Annotated in this window: 18 protein-coding genes; 8 read left to right on the forward strand and 10 right to left on the reverse strand. The window is 54.0% G+C overall.

The annotated features are described in order from the left end of the window. Position 1: 1 nt before the first annotated feature. Together N7326_RS04310 and N7326_RS04315 are read right to left on the reverse strand one after the other, a co-directional pair. Positions 2–805, reverse strand: coding sequence for a thymidylate synthase (locus N7326_RS04310; protein WP_259078381.1), 804 nt, complete (start codon positions 803–805; stop codon positions 2–4). Between the two features lie 126 nt (positions 806–931). Next, positions 932–1,690 (reverse strand): 3'(2'),5'-bisphosphate nucleotidase CysQ, encoded by a 759-nt coding sequence (locus tag N7326_RS04315; protein WP_259078379.1) that lies wholly within the window; start codon positions 1,688–1,690, stop codon positions 932–934. Between the two features lie 30 nt (positions 1,691–1,720). Here N7326_RS04315 and N7326_RS04320 point away from each other — a divergent pair, with 30 nt between their 5' ends. The 3 genes from N7326_RS04320 to N7326_RS04330 are packed head-to-tail and all read left to right on the forward strand — an operon-like array spanning position 1,721 to position 7,694. After that, positions 1,721–6,463, forward strand: coding sequence for an ATP-dependent helicase (locus N7326_RS04320; RefSeq protein WP_411512290.1), 4,743 nt, complete (start codon positions 1,721–1,723; stop codon positions 6,461–6,463). A 20-nt stretch (positions 6,464–6,483) separates the two neighbouring features. After that, positions 6,484–6,882: a YccF domain-containing protein gene (locus tag N7326_RS04325; RefSeq protein ID WP_259078376.1), complete on the forward strand. Its 399-nt coding sequence runs from the start codon at positions 6,484–6,486 to the stop codon at positions 6,880–6,882. Further along, complete coding sequence (locus N7326_RS04330) at positions 6,882–7,694, forward strand: DNA-formamidopyrimidine glycosylase family protein (RefSeq protein ID WP_259078374.1); 813 nt, start codon at positions 6,882–6,884, stop codon at positions 7,692–7,694. The genes N7326_RS04325 and N7326_RS04330 overlap by 1 nt, the downstream gene beginning before the upstream one ends. Positions 7,695–7,738: 44 nt before the next feature. Here N7326_RS04330 and pgi read toward each other — a convergent pair whose 3' ends face one another. Next, positions 7,739–9,376, reverse strand: coding sequence for a glucose-6-phosphate isomerase (gene pgi / locus N7326_RS04335; RefSeq protein ID WP_259078372.1), 1,638 nt, complete (start codon positions 9,374–9,376; stop codon positions 7,739–7,741). A gap of 130 nt (positions 9,377–9,506) precedes the next feature. Beyond that, positions 9,507–9,824 carry a chorismate mutase gene (locus N7326_RS04340; protein ID WP_259078370.1) on the reverse strand — a complete coding sequence of 106 codons (318 nt, stop codon included), beginning with the start codon at positions 9,822–9,824 and terminating at the stop codon, positions 9,507–9,509. An 84-nt stretch (positions 9,825–9,908) separates the two neighbouring features. On the opposite strand from N7326_RS04340, the gene pcrA reads away from it, so the two are divergent. After that, positions 9,909–12,290, forward strand: coding sequence for a DNA helicase PcrA (gene pcrA, locus N7326_RS04345; RefSeq protein WP_263088229.1), 2,382 nt, complete (start codon positions 9,909–9,911; stop codon positions 12,288–12,290). Positions 12,291–12,323: 33 nt separating this feature from the next. On the opposite strand, the gene N7326_RS04350 is transcribed toward pcrA, so the two are convergent. From N7326_RS04350 to N7326_RS04365, 4 genes are all read right to left on the reverse strand, one after another. Further along, on the reverse strand, positions 12,324–15,035 hold the full coding sequence (locus tag N7326_RS04350) for an ABC transporter permease (protein ID WP_259289423.1): 2,712 nt from the start codon (positions 15,033–15,035) through the stop codon (positions 12,324–12,326). Then, positions 15,035–15,712, reverse strand: coding sequence for an ABC transporter ATP-binding protein (locus N7326_RS04355; RefSeq protein ID WP_259078366.1), 678 nt, complete (start codon positions 15,710–15,712; stop codon positions 15,035–15,037). Before N7326_RS04355 ends, N7326_RS04350 begins: the two co-directional genes overlap by 1 nt. Continuing rightward, a complete protein-coding gene (locus N7326_RS04360; RefSeq protein ID WP_259078365.1) occupies positions 15,712–16,251 on the reverse strand; it encodes a PadR family transcriptional regulator in 540 nt (179 codons plus the stop codon). The genes N7326_RS04355 and N7326_RS04360 overlap by 1 nt, the downstream gene beginning before the upstream one ends. A 146-nt stretch (positions 16,252–16,397) precedes the next feature. Beyond that, the gene (locus N7326_RS04365) at positions 16,398–17,111 is read right to left on the reverse strand and encodes a M23 family metallopeptidase (protein WP_259078364.1); all 714 of its coding nucleotides are present in this window, start codon (positions 17,109–17,111) and stop codon (positions 16,398–16,400) included. Between the two features lie 658 nt (positions 17,112–17,769). On the opposite strand from N7326_RS04365, the gene N7326_RS04370 reads away from it, so the two are divergent. The 4 genes from N7326_RS04370 to N7326_RS04385 all read left to right on the forward strand — a co-directional run bounded on the left by N7326_RS04370 (position 17,770) and on the right by N7326_RS04385 (position 22,524). Then, the gene (locus N7326_RS04370; RefSeq protein ID WP_263088231.1) at positions 17,770–19,410 is read left to right on the forward strand and encodes a cell division protein PerM; all 1,641 of its coding nucleotides are present in this window, start codon (positions 17,770–17,772) and stop codon (positions 19,408–19,410) included. Positions 19,411–19,438: 28 nt separating this feature from the next. Continuing rightward, a complete protein-coding gene (purN, locus tag N7326_RS04375) occupies positions 19,439–20,059 on the forward strand; it encodes a phosphoribosylglycinamide formyltransferase (RefSeq protein WP_396124749.1) in 621 nt (206 codons plus the stop codon). Continuing rightward, on the forward strand, positions 20,052–21,614 hold the full coding sequence (gene purH / locus N7326_RS04380; RefSeq protein WP_259158222.1) for a bifunctional phosphoribosylaminoimidazolecarboxamide formyltransferase/IMP cyclohydrolase: 1,563 nt from the start codon (positions 20,052–20,054) through the stop codon (positions 21,612–21,614). Before purN ends, purH begins: the two co-directional genes overlap by 8 nt. 73 nt (positions 21,615–21,687) lie before the next feature. Further along, the gene (locus N7326_RS04385) at positions 21,688–22,524 is read left to right on the forward strand and encodes an HpcH/HpaI aldolase/citrate lyase family protein (protein ID WP_259078358.1); all 837 of its coding nucleotides are present in this window, start codon (positions 21,688–21,690) and stop codon (positions 22,522–22,524) included. On the opposite strand, the gene N7326_RS04390 is transcribed toward N7326_RS04385, so the two are convergent. Both N7326_RS04390 and N7326_RS04395 read right to left on the reverse strand, forming a co-directional pair. Further along, a complete protein-coding gene (locus N7326_RS04390; RefSeq protein ID WP_259078357.1) occupies positions 22,487–23,158 on the reverse strand; it encodes a TetR/AcrR family transcriptional regulator in 672 nt (223 codons plus the stop codon). The two genes, N7326_RS04385 and N7326_RS04390, sit on opposite strands and share 38 nt — an antisense overlap. Positions 23,159–23,160: 2 nt before the next feature. After that, on the reverse strand, positions 23,161–24,063 hold the full coding sequence (locus N7326_RS04395) for a putative nucleotidyltransferase substrate binding domain-containing protein (protein WP_259158363.1): 903 nt from the start codon (positions 24,061–24,063) through the stop codon (positions 23,161–23,163). Between the last annotated feature and the right edge of the window lie 165 nt (positions 24,064–24,228).

Genomic DNA, 24,228 nt, shown 5'->3' on the forward strand with positions numbered 1-24,228 from the left:
TCTACACCGCCACCTGAGCCTTAATTACAGGGTGCGGATCGTAGCCTTCGAAAGCAATATCGTCGAAGGTGTAGGAGAATATATCTGGTGCCGTGCGTAATTTGAGCTGGGGATAAGGGCGGGGATCTCTGGATAATTGCAGGGCTACCTGCTCACGGTGATTATCGTAAATATGGCAGTCGCCACCGGTCCAGATAAATTCCCCGACGTCAAGACCAGCTTGCTGGGCAAATATGTGAGTAAGTAGAGAATAGGAAGCGATATTAAAGGGAACCCCGAGAAACATATCGGCACTACGCTGGTAAAGCTGGCAGGAAAGCTTGTTATCTGCCACGTACAGCTGGAATAAGAGATGACAGGGGGGCAGAGCCATATTGTCGAGCTCGGAAACATTCCACGCCGAGACAATATTGCGGCGGGAATCGGGGTTATTTTTCAATGTGGTGAGAGCTTGAGAGATCTGATCGATATGAGCCCCATTGGGGGTCGGCCAACTGCGCCACTGCACCCCATAGATGGGGCCTAGGTCCCCATTCTCATCGGCCCATTCGTTCCAGATGCGAATATTATTGTCCTGTAACCATCGCACATTTGATGAACCCTGCAAGAACCACAGTAATTCGCCAACAACTGAATGCACGTGCACTTTCTTGGTAGTAATAAGCGGAAACGATTGCGCTAAGTCAAAGCGCATTTGTTGTCCAAATAAGCTCGTCGTTCCCGTACCTGTGCGATCGTCTTTATGAGATCCATCTGAGAGAATTTTCCGCAGGAGATCCTCATAGGGGGTGGCAATAGTAGACACGGTGAACGCTCCTTTATCTCCGAGTTGTATTTATGCTCAGTGCACCATCGTACGTTTTTAAACCCGCCACACACCGAGTGAATCAAAGGTCTCGGGGTGCAGCGGGCTAAAGTCTAGAGGTGCATCTTAATAAGATCCGTGCTCATCTCGAAACTCAGTAGCCAGCTTAATGATCTCTTCCGCTAACTCTGGGCGGCAGATGAGAATATCTGGCATATAGGTATCTTTGTTGTTATAGGTTAATTCACTGCCATCGAGGCGCGAGCAATGCAGACCTGCGGCTTTACACACACCAACTGGGGCTGCGGAATCCCACTCGTACTGGCCGCCGGCGTGGATATAGGCATCATAATCACCCAGCAGAACGTGCATAGCCTTGGCACCAGCCGAACCTAAGGAGACCGAGGAGAAACCGAGGCTCTTTGTTACATGCTGGGCTACTGCGGGTGGGCGGTTGTGTGAAATTGCGATACGCTTGGACATCGGGCCGGTAACGGCACGGGCTTCGTCGGAATGGAAGACCACGCCAAGGTCGGGGAGACCAACTGCGGCATGAGTGGGAATCCCGTTCTCAACCAGTGCGATATGCACAGCCCAATCCTGACGTCCGGTGGCATATTCTTTAGTGCCATCGAGCGGATCGATGATCCAAACGCGCTCTTTACCTAAGCGCTCTGGGTTATCGGCTGCTTCTTCAGAAAGGAATCCGTCGTGTGGGCGGTGCTGGGCGAGAACGCGGGCGATCCAGTTTTGGGCAAGATCGTCGCCAGCATCGCCTAGGGCACGATCCCGCAGAACATCATCTGTGCGCACGCCTTTAAGGATATCGCCGGTGCCTTTGGCGATTCGGTAGGTCAACGTAGCATCATCAAATTGAGCAGTCATAGTTAACTAGTCTAGAGGGTCAGCGAAAAATTGAACATTATTGACAATGATCTCTCAGTGGATTCTGAGAAAGTTTTCGAGCGTTTTCAACCAGCTGTGCGCACCTGGTTCACCGATGTATTCGCCTCACCTACCTCTGTGCAGAATGCCTCATGGAAGGCCATTTCTGCTGGTGAAAATGCCCTCGTGGTTGCTCCAACCGGCTCAGGTAAAACGCTAGCAGCCTTCTTATGGTCACTTAACGAGCTTTCTACGACCTCAGGTCAAACCACACTAGCTGTGGCAAATAACACTTTCGACCCAGCGTCGGAATCAGATAAAGACGCAGGTGTAGGCGTTAAGGTCCTCTATATCTCTCCACTGAAAGCGCTCGGAGTCGATGTCGAGCGCAACCTGCGCGCCCCTCTTATCGGAATCGCGCGCACCGCAGCCAATCTCGGACTCGCGCACCCTACTATTACCGTTGGTGTTCGCTCGGGCGACACCCCAGCCGCCGAACGCGCAGCTCAATTACGTAACCCACCAGATATTCTTATTACCACCCCAGAGTCTGCCTACTTGATGCTGACGTCCAAGGCGCGAGGCATCCTCACAACAGTGCGCACCGTGATTATTGACGAGATTCACGCCATAGCGGGTTCCAAACGCGGGGTGCATTTGGCCCTCAGCTTAGAACGCCTCGAGCGCCTGATTGCAGCCGAGGGCACGAACCGGAGCGGACTCCAGCGCATCGGGCTTTCAGCAACCGTGCGGCCGATTGAGACAGTAGCCCAATTTCTAGGCGGCGATCGTCCTGTGCAGATTATTAACCCCCCAGCAACTAAGAGCTTTGATCTCGTGGTCCGCGTGCCCGTGGAGGATATGTCGGATTTGCCCACACTCGATCAATCTCTCACAGCTAATGATGAACTGATCGACGATTCTTTAGGGCTCAGTAGCAATACCGACGAAACTATGATGATCGGCGGGGATCAGCGCACTGGCTCCATCTGGCCACATATAGAAGCCATGCTCTACGACGAGGTCATGGACCACCGATCCACGATCATCTTTGTCAATTCCAGACGCAGCGCCGAAAAGCTCGCCGCGAGGCTCAACGAACTCTATGTCACAGAGCATTCGCCCGAGGTGCTTGAGACCCCAGCACAAAGTACGATTCCGGCCCAGGTGATGCCGAGTAAGGATGCGATCAAAGATGCGGGGTTGGTGATCGCCCGAGCGCACCACGGCTCGGTGAGCAAAGACGAGCGCGCCACCACCGAAACCATGCTCAAAGAAGGAGCACTCCGCGCCGTGGTGTCCACCAGCTCACTCGAACTAGGCATTGATATGGGAGCAGTGGACTTAGTCATTCAGGTCGAAGCTCCGCCATCGGTGGCATCAGGGCTGCAACGAGTAGGGCGCGCCGGGCACGTGGTGGGAGCTGTTTCACACGGCTCTTTCTACCCCAAACATCGCTCGGATCTCGTGCAAACAGCAGTGACTGTTAAAAGGATGCGGGGCGGCCGTATTGAGGCACTGCATATCCCGCGCAACCCCCTCGATGTGTTGGTTCAACAGACTGTCGCCCAGGTGGCGGTCGAGGATATCGATGTCGAGGAATGGTATGCGACTGTTATACGCGCTTTTCCCTACCGCACGCTGCCGCGTGAGGTCTACGATGCCGTGCTCGACTTAGCCAGTGGAGTGTACCCTTCCACTGATTTTGCGGAACTGAAACCCCGCATAGTCTACGATCGCATCACTGGCACGTTATCTGCCAGACCTGGGGCCCAGCGTGTTGCGGTGACCAGTGGCGGCACGATTCCCGATCGGGGCTTATTCGGGGTCTATCTCGTAGGCGGCGAGGTCGGCGCACGCCGTGTGGGTGAACTCGATGAGGAGATGGTATATGAATCTCGGGTTGGTGATGTATTCACTCTTGGAGCGTCGAGCTGGAGAATTGAAGAGATCACTCGCGACCAGGTATTGGTTAGTCCCGCACCAGGGCATTCGGGGCGCCTGCCGTTTTGGGTGGGCGATCAGCTCGGTCGCCCAGCGGAATTAGGAAAAGCGGTCGGCGCTTTCCGACGCGAGATCTTTTCTACACCACATGCTCTCGAGGAGATTGCCACCCTCGACCATAATGCCCGCGAGAATATCGTTCGTTTTCTCCAGGAACAGCACGAAGCGACAGGGGTCATCCCCGATGAGCGCACCTTTGTTCTGGAACGTTTCCGCGACGACCTCGGAGACTGGCGGGTCGTTTTACATACGCCGTTCGGTCGCGGGGTTAATGCCGCGTGGGCGTTAGCTGTGGGCTCGGAGATTGCGCAGCGCACAGGAATAGATGCGCAAGCAGTGAGCTCGGACGATGGGATTGTGCTGCGGTTGCCTGATGCTGATGTGGAACCTGGGGCTGAACTATTCCTCATTGACCCCGATGCAATCGAGCATATTGTGACCGAGCAGGTTGGCAATTCGGCGCTCTTTGCCTCGCGTTTTCGTGAATGTGCCGCCCGTGCGCTGTTATTGCCGAGACGTCATCCGGGCAAGCGCGCACCACTATGGCAGCAGCGGCAGCGGGCCGCCCAGTTACTCGATGTGGCTCGGAAATATCCGACTTTCCCCATTATCTTGGAGGCAGTACGCGAATGCTTGCAGGATGTTTATGATCTACCGAGTCTGGTAGGCGTTCTCGAAGACCTCAAGCTCAAGAAAACGCGCATTGTTGAGATCACAACTGAGCAGCCCTCGCCATTCGCGGCCTCGATTCTTTTTAGTTATACCGGTGCCTTTGTCTACGAGGGCGATAGCCCCTTAGCTGAAAAACGAGCAGCCGCCTTGGCCCTCGACCCAGCCCTCTTGGCCAAACTCATGGGCACAGTGGAATTGCGGGAGCTCCTTGAACCTGAGATTATCGCCGAAGTAGACGCCCAGCTGCGTCGTATTAGCACGGATCGCCAGGCCCGCAACCCCGAGGAATTTATAGATGCCTTGCGCATTTTAGGGCCTATTGCTGATCTGAATGAGCATATTAGCTTTGATACCAGCACGGCTGAACTCCTCAAACAATTCCCCAACAGGATCATGCAGGTACGCATTAACGGCCTCGACCATCTGGCACAGGTAGCCGACGCGGCTGTTTTACGCGATGGTCTTGGCGTCCCCGTACCGAGAGGGGTGGGAGCACAGATTGAGCCAGTGACTGATGCTCTTGACCAATTAGTAGCCAGGTGGGCTCGCACCCGCGGACCATTTGTGCTCTCAGATCTCCAAAACGCTTTTGGACTCGCTGCGAGCGTCGCTTTTGCTTCCTTAGAAAAACTCATGGAATCTAAGGCCATTATCGCTGGCCATTACCGTAAGGGAATTGAGGCGGAAGAGTATATTGCCAGTGAAGTGCTCCGCATAATTCGGAGTAAATCGCTGGCGAAATTGCGCAGCCAAACCGCCCCCGTGTCACCTTCTGCCTTTGCCCGGTTTCTCTCGTCGTGGCATCAAGTGGCTGCCGTGGGCAGCGAGCCTGAACTCTATGGTGTGGATGGGGTGTACAGCGTTATCGAGCAGCTCGCCGGCGTCCGGTTGCCGGCGAGTGCCTGGGAGGAGTGGATCTTCCCCAACCGCGTGCGAAACTACAACCCGGCGGACCTTGATGAACTGACCTATAACGGTGAGGTACTCATCATCGGCCAAGGTAAGGCCGGGGCCGGAGATCCATGGCTGACCTTGGTTCCAGCTGCCTACGCAGATTCTCTGATCACCGACCCCAGCGATTATTCGTTGACTGATTTACAAGAAAGTGTATTAACTCAACTGGGCACTTCTGGCAGTCATCTCTACCAGGAGCTCAGATCGGATGCCCTTGATAAGGACCTGAGGGAGGCGCTATGGGGTCTCTTTGAATTGGGGCTGGTGTCTCCCGATAGTTTTCGCCCTATTCGCGCCCGCCTGGCAGGGGGAAAGAATACCGCGCATAGGGCCAAGCGCACCCCGAACCGAAGCAGGGGGCGCTTTCGAGGAATGCGCAGTCAAGTCCCCACTCACACCACGCCTCCCGATATGGTGGGACGGTGGGGGCGCACGATAGCCGCCTCCACGGATGCCACGTCGCGGGCCTTTACGCTCGGTGAAACACTACTGGATCGCTATGGAGTGGTAACTCGTGGTAGTGCGATGGGTGAAGATATCGTTGGTGGCTTCGCCTTGGTGTACAAGGTTCTCAAGCAGTTCGAAGAATCTGGCAAAGCGATGCGCGGGCACTTAATTGAAGGTATGGGCGCTACTCAATTTTCAACACCGGCGATTATCGACCGTTTGCGTGGTTATGACGATAGTGCCGATATTTCAGGATGGCCGTCGGGTGCGAAGAACCCTGAGGTTGTGGTTCTTGCCGCAGCCGATCCTGCCAATCCTTATGGGGCCGCTATCGCCTGGCCAGAACGGGGTTTAACGCGGGCTGCTGGATCCCTTGTTGTGCTCATCGATGGCCTCCTCGCGGCTTATATGACTCGAGGAGGAAAGAACCTCATCCTGATGGACACCCCCGAGCCAGCTTATGATTTGGTCATTAATGCCCTCGGAGAAAAGGTGCGTTCCCGGCTGGTTATCGAGAAAGTCAACGGAGATTCAGCTTTGGAGTCGCCTCTCCTTAAATCGCTGAAAGAGGCTGGTTTATCCATCAACCCACGGGGACTGGTCTTGATGCACCAGCCTACCCCGCGCCGCAATACACGAGGGCGACCAGGGCGGAGTTTAGACGATGCATCTGCTGATCTCAGCTTCGATGACTAGTGATCGCTAAGATGAGCCCTATGCGTACTATCCTCAATATCATTTGGGTCCTCTGCGGAGGCCTGTGGTTAGCATTGGGCTATTTTTTAGCGGGAATTATCGCTTTCCTTTTCGTAATTACCGCCCCAATTGGGGTGGCTAGCTTCCGTATGGCCAGCTATGCGCTCTGGCCTTTCGGCCGAGTCGTGGAACCCCAAGCAACAAACGGCTTGAGCGATGTAGCCAATATCCTCTGGTTCCTAGTAGCAGGCTGGTGGCTGGCCCTCAACCATATTATGACCGCTGCAGCGCAAGCAGTCACCATTGTGGGGATCCCACTAGCTATAGCTAATATCAAGATGATTCCGGTGAGTCTGTTCCCGTTCGGGAAACGAATTGTCGCCGCTGATCAGTCCTCCCAACCGCGCGGTATTCTTTAATGCCCGAGGGTGATTCCGTCTTCCGATTAGCCCGACGCCTGCAATTTATGAGCGGACGGGAAGTTATCTCTAGCGATATTCGGGTTCCCCGATTCGCCCTTGCGGATTTCAGTGGTCGACAATGCGAGAAGGTGTGGCCCTATGGCAAGCACCTGTTTATGGCTTTCGGTCCAGATATTCTGCAGACCCACCTCAAAATGGAGGGAACATGGTCGGTTCACCGCTTAGGCGATCGATGGCGAAAGCCAGCTTTTACCGCCCGCGTGGTACTCAGACTGGCAGATCCCCCCAACGATCCCATCGAAATAGTGGGTCATTCTTTAGGACTGGTCAGAGTAATCAAGGCGAGTGAATATGACGAAGCGATTGGTTATTTGGGACCTGACGTTCTAGCCCCTGAGTTTGATGCCGCCGAGGCTAAAAGACGCCTCCTTTTAAGGCCGGATCGAACGATCGGGGCAGCTCTGATGGATCAGAAAAATCTAGCTGGAGTAGGTAATGAGTACCGAGCCGAGATTCTTTTCCTGGCTGGTTTGCACCCGTTACGCCGTGTTGGAGATGTTGATATCGATCAAGTGTTAGCAATCACTCGACGGTTGATGTGGTCCAACAGGCTATCGACCACCCGCGTGAGTACAGGGGTTAAAATCCCCGGCCAAACCTCCTATGTCTTCGGTCGTAATCGTAAGCCGTGTCGACGGTGTGGCACGCTGATCGAAAAAGGGAAATTGGGTGGCAAGGACGCGCACGGGGAAGAAGGGGAGCTCGAACGCATTATTTGGTGGTGCTCTCAGTGCCAACCTAATACATAGCAAAACCGGCCCAATAAGAGGGCCGGTTATGCTATGTCATGGTTTTAGCGATGGTTGCGATACCAGGTAATGAGCTGATCGGTGGAGCTATCGCCAGAATCTACAGTTTTCTCGCCAGAGACTGCTGGAGCCAGGTCATTAGCCTGCTGCTTGCCTAGTTCTACACCCCACTGGTCGAAGGAATTGATATCCCAGATGACTCCTTGAACAAAAGTGATGTGTTCATAAAGGGCAATCAAGGCACCGAGTACCTGTGGGGTCAATTCCTTAGCCAAAATAGTGGTGGTGGGGCGATTGCCCGGCATCACCTTGTGATTGACCAATTCGCTCTTAACACCTTCGGCGGCGATTTCTTCGGCGGTCTTGCCAAAAGCTAGAACCTTGGTTTGAGCAAAGAAATTGCTCATCAGAAGGTCATGCATGGAGCCAGATCCACTAGCGGTAGGAAGATCTTCCTTGGGGCGGGCGAATCCAATGAAATCAGCAGGGATCAGTTTGGTTCCCTGGTGAATCAGCTGATAAAAAGCGTGCTGGCCGTTGGTGCCGGGTTCACCCCAGTAAATCTCACCGGTCGAGGTAGTCACAGCGGTGCCGTCATGGCGCACAGACTTACCGTTGGATTCCATGGTGAGCTGTTGCAAATAAGCAGGGAAGCGCCCTAGGTCTTCAGAATAAGGTAGGACCGCGTGGGTCTCCGCACCGAAGAAATTATTATATAGAACTCCCAAAAGGCCCATTAGAACAGGAATATTTTCTTCCAAGCTGGCGGTGCGGAAGTGCTTATCCATGGCATTAAAGCCCTCGAGGAAGCGCATAAAATCGCGGGGGCCGATAACAGCCATCAGGGCCAGACCGATGGCAGAATCGACAGAGTACCGGCCTCCGACCCATTCCCAGAAGCCGAACATATTCTTGGTATCAATACCGAATTCGGCAACCTTCTCAGCATTCGTGGAAACCGCAACGAAATGCTTGGCCACTGCTTCTTCGGCGCCGAGCTTTTCTACCAGCCACCGCTTTGCAGCATGAGCATTCGCTAGGGTTTCCTGGGTGGTGAAGGTTTTCGAGGCCACGATAAAGAGAGTGGACTCAGGATCGAGATCATCGAGCGCCGCAATCATATCGGCAGGATCAACATTGGAAACAAATGTGGCATTGATACCGGCAGTGGCATAGCTGCGCAGTGCTTTGGTGGCCATGGCTGGACCCAGATCGGAGCCGCCAATACCGATATTGACTACGGTTTTGATGGTGTGTCCGGTGTAACCTAACCAGCTACCCGAGCGCAGAGAGGTTGCGAAGTCGCGCATCCGGCTGAGGACCTCGTGCACATCGGCGGCGATATTCTGGCCGTCAACCTTGAGGCTTTCTTCCACAGGTAGGCGCAGGGCGGTGTGGAGAACGGCGCGGTCTTCGGTGTTATTGATGTGTTCGCCGGTGAACATCTCCTCGATACGTCCGGAGAGATTGGCGGCTTCAGCGACCTTGATCAGGGCTGCGAGGGCCTGGTCATTGATCAGGTTTTTCGACAAATCGACGTGTAATCCTGCGGCTTCGAAGCTGAGGCGGGAAGCGCGCTCACTGTCAGCGCTAAAAAGCTCGCGCAAAGTGGTCTGCTCGAGTTCTTTATGGGCAACGCTGAGTTCTTTCCACGCTGGGGAGCTAGTGATATCAAGGGACATGAGAATATCTCCATTCATGACGATTACTGGTTTCGCACAATGCGAAAGATCCTAAAAGTCTACGGTAGTCGATAATGATATTAAGTAGTGACCTCGAGGGAGCTCAAGGTGGTCAACACCATAGTTGAGGCTAGGTGGATTTTGTGCCGAGCTTCCCGCGACCCATGCGCAATAAGATCTGCGCTAAGCTCGGGCCTTCATCGCCCAATTCGGCGTGAAACTGATTGATAATTGCCAGTTCGCGGGTGTGAACGAGACGCGTGCCGCCAGCGGACATCCGCGTGCGTCCAATCGCCTTGGAAATCTCAGTGCGACGCTTCACCGCATCAAGGATCAGACGGTCGAGACGATTAATCTCTTCGCGGTACAGCTGGATCTCGCGATCCGTGAGGGGATCGTCGGTGCCTGAGGGAAACCGAACCTCGAAGTGGGGATCAGAATCGTTCATGGTTACCTATTGTGCCACGCTAGAAGGCAAGAAGGTAGAGGGAGAACATCTTGTGTCCTTTTGGCGTTGTACATTAGAGGCACTATGAATGACAATCACTCGCCATTTTCCCCCTCCCGCCGCCATCGTGACATATCCAACCCCAGTCACCCGGTGCGAGATGAGCCAGATCTGCTTACCGGTTTAAATCCGCAACAAGAGGCCGCGGTGAAACATCAGGGATCCCCACTGCTGATCGTGGCCGGTGCTGGTTCTGGCAAGACCGCGGTGCTGACGAAGCGCATCGCCTATCTCATGCGGTATCGCGATGTCCATCCCGGCCAGATTCTTGCCATTACCTTTACCAACAAAGCCGCAGCCGAAATGCGAGAGCGTGTCACTGAGCTCGTTGGCACGGTGGCTCAACGTATGTGGGTGTCTACCTTTCACTCGACGTGTGTGCGCATTCTGCGCGAGCAGTCACATTTGGTGGCGGGGCTAAACGCAAATTTCACCATCTATGATGCAGACGATTCGAAACGGCTGATCGGCATGATAGCCAAAGATCTGCAGCTGGATTTAAAGCGTTTTAGCCCCCGTATGCTCGCCGCCCATATATCGCAGTGGAAAAATGAACTAATCACACCTGAACGGGCACTCGCGGACGCAGAGGCAATTAAAAATCCCTTTAATACCACTGTAGCCGAGGTTTTTGCGGAATATCACAGGCGGTTGCGCAGTTCCAATGCACTCGACTTCGATGATCTCATCGGTGAAGTGGTGCGTATCTTCACCGAGTATCCCGACGTGGCTGCGTTTTACAGGCGCCGATTTCGGCACGTGCTGATCGACGAGTACCAAGATACTAACCACGCGCAGTACCGCATGATCGCGTTGCTGGTGGGCACTGGTGACGATGCCTCAGAATTGTGCGTGGTAGGTGATAGTGACCAGTCGATTTATGCTTTCCGTGGGGCAACAATTCGCAATATCGAGGAATTTGAGCGAGATTATCCCCAAGCAAGCACGATCCTCCTAGAGCAGAACTACCGCTCCACCCAGACCATTCTTTCAGCCGCTAATGCACTAATCGCCCAGAATGACAATCGGCGCGAGAAGAAATTATGGACCGATCTTGGAGTCGGTGACCAGATCACGGGCTATGTAGCTGATAATGAGCACGATGAAGCGCGCTTTGTGGCTGCTGAAATTGATAAGCTCACCGATCGCGGACGCAATTACTCCGATATGGCTGTGATGTATCGTACTAATAACTCCTCGCGCGCCCTGGAAGATATCTTTATTCGAACGGGCATTCCCTATAAGGTGGTTGGCGGTACGCGGTTCTATGAACGTAAGGAAATCCGCGATATTATCGCCTACCTCAAGGTTATCGATAATCCGGACGATGAAGTATCCCTGCGCCGCGTGATCAACACTCCACGGCGCGGGATCGGGGATCGGGCTATTGCGATGCTTACTATGCATGCAGAAAGCACTGGAGTCTCTTTCTCCCACGCGCTCAAAGACGCCGTCGAGGGAAGAATCGCCCTGATGACCTCGCGGGTGCACAAAGCTCTTGCAGGCTTCGTGGAGTTGATCGAGCATCTGCGCACATTCGCACAAGGAGCGGTTGACGATGTCACCCAGCTTCCCAATATTGGCGATATTATCGCCGAGATTCTCGAAACCACAGGGTATCAGGCGGAACTGGAAGCTTCGAGTGATCCTCAGGATGGGGCGCGCTTGGATAACCTCAATGAACTGGTATCCGTGGCCCGCGAATTTTCCTCGGAGGCTGCCAATCTTTTGGCCTATGAACGGATGGGAACCGATGAGGAACTAGAAGAAGAGATAGGAAGCGTAAAGGCCTTCTTGGAGAAGGTATCTTTGGTGGCTGATGCCGATCAGATCCCGGAGCACGAACAAGGTGTGGTCACATTGATGACCTTACATACCGCCAAAGGCCTAGAGTTCCCGGTGGTTTTCCTCATCGGGTGGGAAGATGGGCAATTTCCGCATATGCGCGCTCTCGGGGATCCACGGGAACTCTCAGAGGAGCGTCGATTAGCTTATGTCGGTATTACACGAGCGCGGGAGCAGCTCTATATTTCGCGCGCTATGATTCGATCTTCCTGGGGTAATGCGGTGAGTAACCCGCCGTCTCGATTCATTGGCGAAATTCCGGAAGATCTTATTCACTTCCAGCGGGTGGAACCTGAGAGATCTGAATGGTCAGGTGGGTCGAGTGCCCCGTATATTCCTCCGCAGCGCTCAACGCGGCAGCGGCCCTTGGGTGGGCCGAAGACGCAAGCACGTGACCTTCATCTCGAGGTCGGTGATCGTGTGAATCACGCTAAATATGGGCTCGGAACTGTGATGGAGGTAGGCGGAAGTGCCGCACATACCACCGTGATGATCGATTTTGGTTCTTCCGGAAAAGTTCGTCTGATGCTCATTGGCGGAGTTCCGTTGGAGAAGCTATAGGGATATGGGGGCCATATCTCATGGCCCCTATTTCTAATCCTGTCGGTACTTCACCAGATCGCGCGGACGGCCGAGGAAGGCCCCCAGCAGCCCCGCCACGGCGGGAAGCACTAGAAGGAAGAGAATGACGATCGGCCACGAACCTTGGTATAGCCCCCGGCCACCCAAAGAGATGAGTTCGCCGTTGATATCATATTCGCTACTGTCGAGTAAAATATAACCGAGCCCATGTCCTAAGATCAGGGCTGGAATAGTAGCCAATAATGTGGTGATAATTCCATAAAAGGCGCTGATTGCGCTGAGCAGCTTCGGCGCGGCGCCGAGAGTGAATAGTTGTTCGTTCTGCTGCCTCATTGTTGGCGCTGCCAGAATGATCATCAGAGCTACAATCACAATGAATAATGCCGCTAGGTAGAGGTACTCTGCCTGGAATTGCGATTCTGGGAAGTAGGAGGTGTAGTAATAATCGTCGACCATTTCGGAGATCTTGTTGAGTATCTTCGATGAGGGAATCTCGGGGAAGTTGACCGCGTAGGTTGAGGTGTCGAACTTGATGGTCTGATTCTGCTGGATGAGCGCTTGGGCAGCCTGTGGGCTCAGGATCCACCCATTATAGAATTCGGGCAGAACAGCCGCGAAGGGGAGTTGGGCTCGTCCAATGGTATGGACTCCCTCGTCTTGGGGAAGTTCACTCAGAATAAAGTCTGCCGTGGCGCCCTCGTGGACGATGGCGCTACTTCCCAAGACTCCACCTGCTGCAAGAACGTCAGCGGCGCGGGCACGTTGCTCTGGACTTAAGGTAAAGAGGTCCAGGATTCCGTTATCGGCCTCTCCTAATACTATTGTTGAGATGCCTGATTGCAGATTCACAGTGGGATTTAATATCTTATGTCGACAGTGCCGAGCCGCCTCAGGAGAATCAGTAGGCGATTGACCTTGATAGGAGAAATGAGACCAATCGTGAGCGCGGCAGCCATCTGCAATCTCCAGGGAGAAATCTGACCAGTCCGAGGTCGTCAGGGTTGGCAGTGGGGTAATAGTGGCGCCGGCGACAACTTTTTCGATATTTTCATCGCGGGCGGATAAGGCGCTGGCGATATCCGGAGATGTTTTCTCGGTAGCACTCCCAATGGTGACAAGTGTTTCCGAGAATGTTTTAGCCTCGACGACGCGCCACGGACTAGAGTAGCCGAGGCCGGCGACTGTGAGGAAGGTTGTTATTGTTGCAATGGCCAAAAGCGCCATCACGATGGAGCTCGAGCGCAGGGCTTGCCTTCTCACGAGCCGAGCTGCCAGACGTGCGGATAGTGGTTTTCTGATCAGCCCCGCAAGGTAGATCAACCCCGGAACGCAGCCGATGAGACCGAGTATTCCTCCCACTGTGAGCAAGAACTGGATGGCTGCAAGGGCCATGACAGTGTCCCCACTGGAATAGGCTACGGCCTCGGAAGAGTGCGGTAAGGAATGCAGGGCGATAGCACCAATAATGCTCAGCAGGAGCAGCACAGGACCGATGGTCATCCACTTGTGCCAGCGCAGAATCTGGTCGGAGCGATTCAGGGTAACCCCAGCGATAGGGGACCCGCGACTAGCCAGGAGGGCGGGCACATATGCGGCTCCTATACCCCCAGCTACAGCGGTAACGAACACTAATAGCTGAAGCAGCGGGGCAAAATCTAAGCTGAAATCAGGAAAGAGGTACGTCCACCGAAAAAAGAAGGTACCCAATCCGATGACCAGCCCCAGGGTGGCGCCGATAAGAGCGGTGACGAGGCCGTAGCTTAAAACCGCGAGGCGAATATGGCGTCGGGAAGCGCCCTGGGTGCGCATCTGGGCGTAGACCTCGGCCTGTTTCGTGGCCGCAATAGCAAAAACAGGAGTGATCACACTCATCATGATCAGCAAGAGAATGAGGATAAAAGTGAATGATATGAACAACCACATCACAGACTCTGCTGCGTAGGAAGAATTAAAGTCCTTCAAGTCAAAACCTGGATAGAGTTCTTCGTCAGGGATATCCGAAGCCGATTCCATGACAGCTTCCGATTGCACCACCATGCCGCGGGCATTGGCCTGCTTCACGGTGGACCAGCTCGGGGTTTCGGCATCCCTGAGGACCCACTGGGTGTTGGCTGATTGGGCCACGTCGTCGACAGAGAGCAGGGAGCCGATGAGCACGAAGCTGTCCCAGCCTGGCGATATGGATTTTACTGTGAGGGTGGTTGTGGCTGCACGGGTGCTATCAATGAGCCGATTTTCCGTCACCCTCAGCGTATCTCCTGGCCGCAGCCCTAACCGTCCCGCTGATCCTTCGCCAATGATAATCTCTCCTGGGTTTAATGAAGGCGCCCGTTCGAGGGCCTGATTATCAGGGATATGCGTGATCTGGAGTGTAGTATTTCTGCCGTCGATAGTAGCGAGAGCCTCTGCTGTGGCAACGGGCTCGAGCTGAGCGCGTGCACCAAAGATCCGAGCTTCTGAGCGGGGATCTGTGCGGGCATCGGACTCGTTAGAGCATTCGTAGTTATACCCGGTGATATCTTGTTTACACTGGCCTCCGAGAGACTCTACGACAGTTGTGTCGGCGCGAAGATCCGAGAGGCTCATACGCGACTGGTCCATGGCGATATTAAAGCTCACCACCGCTACGGGGATAGTAACGAGCAATATACCAGCAATACTTCTCCATAGGTGCGCTCTTAAGTCTCGAAGCGTGGGCCTAAGACTGGCTATATACGCGCTCATTAGAACTCCTTCACTGAGATTTTGCCGTCACGGACATGGACAATGCGGTCAGTCCAGGCCGCTAAACGAGGTTCGTGGGTCACCAGAATTCCTGCGGCACCGCGATCAACTCGATCTCGGAGGACTTTCATTACCTCTTCGCTGCTGGAGGTGTCCAAAGCCCCTGTGGGCTCATCAGCAAGCACGATACTTCGAGGACCAATGAGGGCTCGAGCAATGGCGACGCGCTGCGCTTGCCCACCGGAGATCTCCCCTGGGTATCGGTCGAAGGTGTCCGAAAGTCCCACTTCCTCCAAAGCCGCGGCGATATCGTCGGTGAGGCTGGCAAAGGAAGCACCCTCAAGCTCTAGAGGGAGCGCAATATTCTCGGCTACTGTCAGCGTTGGTATGAGGTTATAGCGCTGGAAAACTACTCCGATGTGTTGGCGACGCAGTCGGGCAGCATAAGCATCATTCATATTGGAGGTATCAACACCATCAATAAGAACCCGCCCTGATGTAGGTTGTTGTAATAAACCCGCAACATTGAGCAAGGTGGATTTCCCTGATCCGGATGGTCCCATGACGGCGACAAGCTCGCCTTGACCCACTGTGAGATCGATATGATCGAGGGCCACGACGCGCCGGGCGCCGGAGCCGAATACGCAAGAGATGCCGTTGAGTTCGATGGGGTACATTACCGTTCTCCTTGGTGGGTGGGGCAGGGGTGGAGGGATTCGATGCGATCGAGCCAGCGAGCCTGAGCTTCGAGAGTGTAGATGCGGTGTTCGATCAGCAGACGTCGCGGGAGGCGTTGGTGGGGTAGCTCTCGAGCCTGCTTATTTAAGATGCGAAGCTGGCCTAAAATTTCGGAGCGCTGATTATCGAGTAGATCGATGAGGTCGATGGATGGGTCGGCAATAGCGAGGTAGATCTTTGTTTCTAATTCATCTCTTTCGCTTAACGGGGTAGATACTGGGCGCCTAAACCACTCGCGGACGAGTTCAGCGCCTTGTTCGGTGATGAGGTAACTTTCCGATTGGTGTCCGTTGGCGCCAGTGATGGGGCCAGCTGCAGTGATGAGCTGATCTCGTTCGAGCCTCTTGAGGGTCTGGGTTACTTGCCCCATATTGAGGGTTTGAGTGTGGTCGGTCAGTTCGAGGAATTGCGCTTGCAATTGACTGGGTGTGAGGCGTTGTCTGAGCAGTAGCGCAAGGAGTGCTTGCTTGATAGCCATGGTGCTGCCTTCTCCTAAGAATAGAGGTTACTGAGTAACTAACTTTGAGGTTACCGAGTAACTTAAGAGTAGGGCAAGTGACTGTGGGTTAAGACACAAAAATCCCCCAACCTCTTCAGAGGTGGGGGGTGATCTAGTGAGCCAACTTAAGCGACGAAAACGCCACGTTCAGCTAGCCACGGCACCGGGTCGATAGGACCTTGACCCGCAGGGTGAACCTCGAAATGAAGATGAGATCCAGTTGACCAACCACGAGAGCCCATGCCAGCAATACGCTGGCCAGCATCTACATGCTGACCAACAACGACCTCGACGGTCTCCATATGGCCATAAACGGTGATCGTTCCATCGTCATGCAGTACTCGAACCCAGTTGCCAAAACCTGATGCGGGACCAGCGTCAATAACAGTACCTGACATGGCAGCAACGATGGGAGTCCCCATAGCATTCGCGATATCGATACCGTTGTGCATGGTTCCCCATCGCGCACCAAAACCTGAGGTGAATAAACCCTCAGCAGGCTTTACAACAATATTTTTAGGGGTCCTAGCAAGATGATCAGCCTCTTCGACCTGAGCGGAGAAAGCGATAGCTTTGATCAGTTGGTCGGTGAGGTTAAAAGCCGGCTTGAATTCCGCAAACTCCAGAATTTGAGGAGCAGCAAGATCTGCGGCCGGGACATCATTAGCGGCGAGCTTAATAGCGGGCGAGCCGGACTGGGGTGCTGCGGCTAAGGCGGCGCCAGTGGCGCCCGCAGAGGAAGCGATGCCAGTAGCAGCTGCAACGAAAGCTACTCTCCCGCGGACTGGGTTGATCTGCTTGCGGTGCTTGCCCCCACTCCGAGTTCGTGGCTGATGCATGAAGCTAACTTCCCTTTGCTTGTTGGAAACCTGACGGACAATAAAATTTGCGTATTGTCCTCTATGAACACGCATTATCGCTGGTGTTACATCTTAATCACGATTGTAACCAGTTTGTTATGTACTGCGATATAACACTAGCTGTTAGCGAGGCGATAGGCAAGCCAATTGCGAAGAAAAAATACTTCTTATCAATCGTGATACCCCTCATCTTATTGCTGGTGGTTCACACAGTGCCTATCGATTGCTCGCCTACTCTTAGACATATTCTTCTAGTGCCTTAATAAGTATATGGACTGCAGCTGACGCATGCCCCACATTCTTTGAGGTTGTGCTTAGGAGATAGGTTGAGCGGGGTCCTTCTCTTATCCCCAAAATTCCCGCGGTGACGCGTGAGCAGTGGCTACCGGGTAAGGGTAGGAGAGTAAGCTTAATCTCTTCCGATTTCACAAACTTGCCACCACAGCCAGTATTCACTCCATATTGCCGCGTTTAAGAGATTCCCTAGTTCGAGGCAGATAGATATCCTCGGCACCACCCGTACGGGAGGTTTGGACTTGTGAGGGTGTGCGCATTCGAGGTGTAGATTGATTTAAATTTTTCAGGGGTGGCCGCGTCTTTCTGGCTGATCCCCACAGGTGATGGCAGACTGGAAAGAATGAGCAAAAAGACCGGCCCGAGTGTCGAACCGCAGCGTATTCGTCGCCCGCGAACAGCGGTGAGATCAACCGCTCCCGCTTCACGCACGAGCACGTCGAAGAAGAAAAGTGCCAGGATCTCTTCCACGGACAAGATTCCAGCTGATCTGAGTATAAAAGCTAAAATTCGTCATATCCTCTTTACCTTGACGGTTCCCATAGCAGTTATTCTGGGTGTGATAATTTCTGGCGCCCTGCTTATTTTACTTCTCACTGAAACCTCCATGGCGGCTCTACCTGCCACGATTGCGTTGGGTTGGTTAGCTTTTAATGCTGCGCCCCTCAGCGGTGAGGATGTGGTGATCTCCTACGTACCCCTCGCGCCTCCTCTCCTCTTCGCTTGTGTGCAGGCTCGAACGGTCTACCGTTTGATTAAGGACCGCGTCAGCCTTTATGATCTCGCGGTTATTGCCTGTGCGGTCCTTGGTATACCCACTGCCTTGACGCTGATCGCCGCCGGGATGCTCTTTGATGCTTCCGTCGTTTTCCCAGTTGCGGTGCCACCGTTGCTGCACGCAGTGGGGGCTACAGTCCTTCTGCATCTGCTTGCTCTGGTTGTGGGAATGGGCCCACGGTTGTGGCGCGCCCTGATAAAGCGAGCAGGTCTGTCGCCGAACCTGATTGACGGAGCAGTAGCCGCAGTCCGTTTTATTGCTTATTGCCTTGCGGCAAGCTTAGTGGTCCTTCTTATATCCTTAGGCTTCCACTATCACGTGCTATCCGAGCTTGTGCAGGTATATTCACCGTGGGGCATCGTAGGAGCGAGTATTCTCAGCCTCCTGTATGTGCCGAATTTTATGATCGCTACTTTAGCTTTGCTCTCTGGTTCAGAAGCGATTATCGGCCAGGCAACTATCAGCCTCTTTGGGATTAATCTGGTGGCCCTACCACCGCTACCGCTTATGGCCGCGATTCCTCAGTCTGCTCATAGTGTCGCACCTAGTCTATTAGCTATACCTGCTGGTGTAGCAATTTATGTCGCTGTAAAGGCGCGGTTGAACGCTCTAGAATCTGCCGTAGCTGTGAGCGTGGCTACTGTACTCAATGCGGCCCTTATTTACTTCGGACGGGGCGAATTGGGTGTTTATGGGCTGACAGGTCCACACGTCATCGCGATAGTTCTCGTTCCCACGATATTCACCACTGCACTATTTTGTACGTGGGCCACCGCCACTGTCCAAGCCTCGCGGCGCACCGACAATGAATCCTCGATATCTAATGAACCAGATCCTAGCGACACGGGGAATCACCCTGAGGCAGCCACTGGTGAGACGGAAGAAGATACCAGTCAACCTGAGCTAGCAGGATCGCCAGAAGTCGCGGGAGCTTTAGATTCCCAAGAGACCGAAGAGATCGCAAACGTATCAGAGCCGGTAGAGCCCGACAAAACTGATAGCGAACCAGAATTAGAGGAGAAGGATGAGGAGGGCGTAATTGAGGTCGGGCCATTAGATTCTGAAGAGGTCGCTGAAGAATCCGAGCCGGTAAAACCAGAGGCAAATCTAGAGGAACCAATCGCCTTCGGGCCCGAACGCACCGAAGCTGACCTTGAAGACATAGCTTTTGAATCAGCTCAAGAAGAAAAAGAGACAGAAAACTAGGAAAACCTTATATCAGCACGGCTAGGATATCCCTGTGATCAGCTTCGAATCTTCTCAGCCGCTCAAAATTGTGGTGCTCGCCTCAGGGGCGGGCACCCTTTTGCAATCCATCCTTGATAACCAGGGTTTATACCACGTAGTAGGGGTGGTGTGCGATATCACGTGTCCCGCGTTGTCGCGCAGTGAAAAGGCTGGTATTCCCAGCAGCATCGTGCCGCTGGGAATGAATCGAGATCAGTGGAATGCGGATTTAGCGGTCACTATCGCCCAGTATGAGCCAGACCTCATCGTATCCGCTGGATTCATGAAGATACTTGGTGCCCCATTTCTTGATCACTATGCAGGGCGTACCATCAACACCCACCCCGCTCTACTGCCCGCTTTTCCTGGGGCTCATGCGGTGCGGGATGCCTTAGATTACGGTGTGAAAATCACAGGATCTACCGTGCACTTTATTGATGAAGGGGTGGACACCGGTGAGATCATCGCTCAAGAGCCCGTGGCGGTCTTGAGCGGGGACTCTGAGGCGGAACTACATGAACGAATCAAAGACGTAGAGCGCAGGCTCATCGTCGACGTTCTCAATTCTTTTGCCCGAAAATTTCGGGAGGACCAGCACACAGAGAGGTTTTCTTCCATCCATGAGTGAAGATCGCAAAAAGATTAGCCGTGCGCTCATTAGCGTCTACGATAAAACAGGGCTCGCTGAACTCGCCCAAGCCCTTGACAGCGCTGGAGTGGAAATTGTTTCCACTGGTTCAACCGCGAAATATATAGCTGGACTCGGCATCGGAGTAACCGCAGTGGATCAGCTGACGGGTTTTCCAGAATGCCTGGAAGGGCGGGTCAAAACTCTACATCCCAACGTGCACGCCGGCATTTTAGCCGATACCCGAAAAGCCCATCATCTCAACCAGTTGGCAGAGCTCAACATTGCCCCTTTCCAGTTGGTTGTTGTTAACTTGTACCCCTTTAAGGAGACCGTCGCCTCGGGTGCCGATGTGGATTCGTGTGTCGAGCACATCGATATTGGGGGCCCCACAATGGTGAGGGCAGCCGCTAAAAATCACCCCTCGGTCGCCGTGGTGGTATCCCCGGCTCGCTATAGCGATATTGAGCATGCCCTTCAAATAGGAGGCTTTAGCATTAAGCAGCGCCAGAGCTTAGCCGCCGAAGCTTTCCGGCACACTGCCTCATATGATCTCGCTGTAGCGACGTGGATGGCCGAAAACGAGACTGATTCTCAATTCCCAGAATTTTTAGGGCTCGAGTACCAGCTCAGCACCACTCTGCGTTACGGAGAGAACCCACATCAAGAAGCCGCCCTCTATAGCTCGGGCACGGGACTCGCTAGTGCACAGCAGCTGAGCGGTAAAGAAATGAGTTATAACAACTTTACCGACGCTGACGCCGCCTGGCGGGCCGCGTGGGATCACGAGCGCAGCTGCGTGGCCATCATTAAACATGCCAATCCTTGCGGCATCGCGGTCTCGGATGAATCGATAGCGCACGCTCACCAACTAGCCCATGACTGTGATCCACTGTCCGCATTTGGTGGAGTTATTGCAGCCAATCGCGAAGTCACAGCTGACATGGCGCGCCGTATCGCTGAGATCTTTACTGAAGTGATCATCGCACCCAGCTATGAGGCTGAAGCGATCGAGATCCTCGAAGCTAAGAAAAACCTTCGCATCCTGCGCGCCGAACCACCTCTCGTTGGGGGAGTAGAGCGCCGTGAGATAGCAGGCGGCCTCCTAGTCCAATCGCGAGATATAATTGATGCCCATGGGGATAACCTCAAGAATTGGACCCTCGTTGCTGGTGCTCCCAGCGACCCAGCGGAATTAGAAGACCTTAACTTCGCCTGGCGGGCAGTACGCGCGGTGAAGTCCAACGCCATCCTTCTTGCAGCCAACGGCGCCACAGTGGGGGTAGGCATGGGGCAGGTTAATCGGGTAGATGCCGCAAAATTAGCAGTCGAACGCGCTAATAGTCTCGCTGGAGATATCGAACGGGCTCGCGGTGCTGTGGCGGCATCAGACGCCTTCTTCCCCTTCCCTGATGGCTTCGAAATTTTGGCGGACGCCGGTATTAAAGCGGTCGTGCAACCCGGTGGTTCGATTCGTGACACCGATGTTATCGAGGCCGCTAAACGCGCGGGAGTGACGATGTATCTTACGGGAACCCGACACTTCGCTCATTAGGAATTGGTGATCGTGGTGGTGGTTTTGCTCGCACTAGAAGAAAGCCGCCACCCGATCGACTATTTTTAAAGCTATGACTATTACCCTTCCTGGCCCTGCCATTCTATTTGCACCCGCAGGCCGAGTTGATATCATCCCCAAGGCAGCCCGTATAGCCGATATGGTCATTCTCGACCTCGAGGACGGTGCCGGTGATATCGACCGTGACTTGGCTTATGAAAATATCCGAGCATGCGGTCTGGATCCGGCTTCTACCATTGTGCGCACGATTGGTCCCGACAGTCAGTTCTTTGAACAAGATGTGGCTTTCGTAAAAACGACTCCTTATTCCACGGTGATCGTGCCTAAAATAGGTTCCAATATTCCAGCAGTCCTAGAGGGCCTCGATGTGATTGCGATGATCGAGACTCCTCAAGCAGTGGTCAACCTGCCAGCGATCGCCGCGCATCCGAGCATTGTGGGCCTTTTGTGGGGAGCCGAAGACCTAACCGTGCAACTGGGAGGTACTCACTCGCGCCGTGGACCCGACGAGGTGTACCCGCACACCTATCGCGACACGATGCGGTTGACTCGAGCCATGATGCATATGCAAGCCGCGGCTCACGGCAAGATCAGTATCGATGCAGTTTACGGGGACTTCACCGATGATGAAGGTCTGCGGGCGGAGGCAACCGATGCAGCTCGCTCTGGCTTCGCCGCCAGTGCGTGTATACACCCGCGCCAAGTCGAGGTGATTCGCAAGGCTTACGCCCCCGAGCCCAGCCACTATCAGTGGGCAGAAAAAGTTGTAGCTAAAGCAGCGAACTACCCGGGAGCTTTCCAATTAGATGGTGAAATGATCGATGCTCCACTTATCCAGCAAGCACATCGGATTATTGCGCGGCATAAGTACGCAAAAGATCAAGAGTAACGTCGACCCGGTCTTCTGGCAGAGGGGAATTTAAAACGGCGAGAGCTGCGTCGGCGAGCATGCACGCCGTTTCCGGCAGGCAGGTGGAACTGAGCTGATATGGGGTCGAGCCGTCATTATCGCGCATTTCGCTCACCGAGGTGGCTAAAAGAAAAGGTACGTGAGCGCGAGGATCGTCTGGGCCCACAATTTCAGCCGCGGTTGCGCGGAAGAATTCCCGCAACCGGCGACGCTGATCATGATAGGTGGCAAATTCTTCGGAGCTCACTACTGGCAGTTGGTATAGTTTACCGACATTCCACCGAGTAGATAGTAGCAGGCGACATTCTGAGGCTGTCAGCGCCCACAGCCGCATTGGGGCGGGTAAGGTAGCGTTTTCGAAATGCGCAGCGAGCGCCATCGACGGTTCTACCGTGGAGTTAAGTAAGGTTAGAAATATCTCAGTCTTAGAAGGAAAGTGGTAGTACAGACTCGCTTGCCTAATACCCACCGCATCAGCTATCTGGTGGGTGGACGTAGTGGCAAAGCCTTGGGTGGTGAATAACTCCGCGGCTGCATCCAAGATCTCTTCGCGGGCGGTAGCGCCACGCCGACGAGGACTGTTTTTGCGGGGACGCCCCACTGCTCCAGCCATCCTTATACCTCTTTCTGTGCAGGAAGCGCGGACTCTAGGGAAGAAAATACATCCGAAACCATACGTGTCGACGCTCCATAAGTACTGCGCTGAATGGCAGGCAAAGAAGCGGCGGTGGTTTCGTGGCCATGTACTCGATCAGTGAAGCGTCTAAATTGCAAGCCTAGTCCAGATTCCCACGCGGTGCGCAGATAGTCTGCCTGTGCAGCCTCGAGCGTTCCCGCCAGCACTGCCGAGTTTAGTCGCGCGGGAGTAGAGAACTCTTGTGATTTCGCGGCCACTCCAGCCCATCTAGCGAGCGCAATAATAGGATAGAGCAGCGATTGTCGAATATCGATATGAGCCTTAAGATCTGGCAATCCTGAGTTCATCCTAACGGCTGGCGGTCGGTAAGTAAATGCCTCTTTAAGCAGCTCAACGGCTGCATTTTCTTGGTTAACGACGTGTGCTAATAGCCACGTGCCAGCGTCGGCAAAGACGGCGAACCCACGACCATCAGTGCCTTTCAGTTCCATGAGCCACTTTTCCTTGCTCCGCGCTTCGAATCCAAAGTGGGTGCGTTCAGTCAGGAGTCCTACTTGCCCAATAAGCTCGATCAGTGGCTGGGTATCAACCGCGGTACCGCCGACGGTTAGCCACTTAATGGGTGAACTAGGCAGTGCGTCGCCACGGCCGACCGCTCCGGTGAGTACTAGATCCGCACCCCCAGTCAGGTCCTTGATACCTTCCGAGTGGAGTACATCGGTAATAAGTCGTGAAAACCAAATGACCAGCTCTTGGGGCCTAGCCTCATGCTCAATTGCGTTGCGGATGAGATCCTGAGACTCAAGGAGAATACCGCGAGCGGTGGCAGCATTCTGGCACTGCGGCGCCTGGGAGGCGAGTTCAAGAAGAGAATCATGCAACACAGTTTTCCAGCTTTCCCCGTTGTAAAAAAATAACCACATTAGTTTAGCGCACAAATCCAATAATAACTCGCTGTGCACAACAAAGCGCTCCACCAGATATAAGGTGGAGCGCTTAGGGCTGTCGTTGCAACTCTCTACGAAGAGAGAGGCGTTAATCGTCCC

It is taken from the genome of Corynebacterium sp. ES2794-CONJ1 (assembly GCF_025660615.1).
GTDB lineage: Bacteria > Actinomycetota > Actinomycetes > Mycobacteriales > Mycobacteriaceae > Corynebacterium.

What these genes read in the sequence shown, in the direction of transcription:
- N7326_RS04315 (WP_259078379.1), bottom strand. Translation starts at nt 1,690, where the DNA reads ATGACTGCTCAATTTGATGATGCTACGTTGACCTACCGAATCGCCAAA.
- N7326_RS04325 (WP_259078376.1), top strand. Translation starts at nt 6,484, where the DNA reads ATGCGTACTATCCTCAATATCATTTGGGTCCTCTGCGGAGGCCTGTGG.
- N7326_RS04330 (WP_259078374.1), top strand. Translation starts at nt 6,882, where the DNA reads ATGCCCGAGGGTGATTCCGTCTTCCGATTAGCCCGACGCCTGCAATTT.
- pgi (WP_259078372.1), bottom strand. Translation starts at nt 9,376, where the DNA reads ATGTCCCTTGATATCACTAGCTCCCCAGCGTGGAAAGAACTCAGCGTT.
- N7326_RS04340 (WP_259078370.1), bottom strand. Translation starts at nt 9,824, where the DNA reads ATGAACGATTCTGATCCCCACTTCGAGGTTCGGTTTCCCTCAGGCACC.
- pcrA (WP_263088229.1), top strand. Translation starts at nt 9,909, where the DNA reads ATGAATGACAATCACTCGCCATTTTCCCCCTCCCGCCGCCATCGTGAC.
- N7326_RS04350 (WP_259289423.1), bottom strand. Translation starts at nt 15,035, where the DNA reads ATGAGCGCGTATATAGCCAGTCTTAGGCCCACGCTTCGAGACTTAAGA.
- N7326_RS04355 (WP_259078366.1), bottom strand. Translation starts at nt 15,712, where the DNA reads ATGTACCCCATCGAACTCAACGGCATCTCTTGCGTATTCGGCTCCGGC.
- N7326_RS04360 (WP_259078365.1), bottom strand. Translation starts at nt 16,251, where the DNA reads ATGGCTATCAAGCAAGCACTCCTTGCGCTACTGCTCAGACAACGCCTC.
- N7326_RS04365 (WP_259078364.1), bottom strand. Translation starts at nt 17,111, where the DNA reads ATGCATCAGCCACGAACTCGGAGTGGGGGCAAGCACCGCAAGCAGATC.
- N7326_RS04370 (WP_263088231.1), top strand. Translation starts at nt 17,770, where the DNA reads ATGAGCAAAAAGACCGGCCCGAGTGTCGAACCGCAGCGTATTCGTCGC.
- purH (WP_259158222.1), top strand. Translation starts at nt 20,052, where the DNA reads ATGAGTGAAGATCGCAAAAAGATTAGCCGTGCGCTCATTAGCGTCTAC.
- N7326_RS04385 (WP_259078358.1), top strand. Translation starts at nt 21,688, where the DNA reads ATGACTATTACCCTTCCTGGCCCTGCCATTCTATTTGCACCCGCAGGC.
- N7326_RS04390 (WP_259078357.1), bottom strand. Translation starts at nt 23,158, where the DNA reads ATGGCTGGAGCAGTGGGGCGTCCCCGCAAAAACAGTCCTCGTCGGCGT.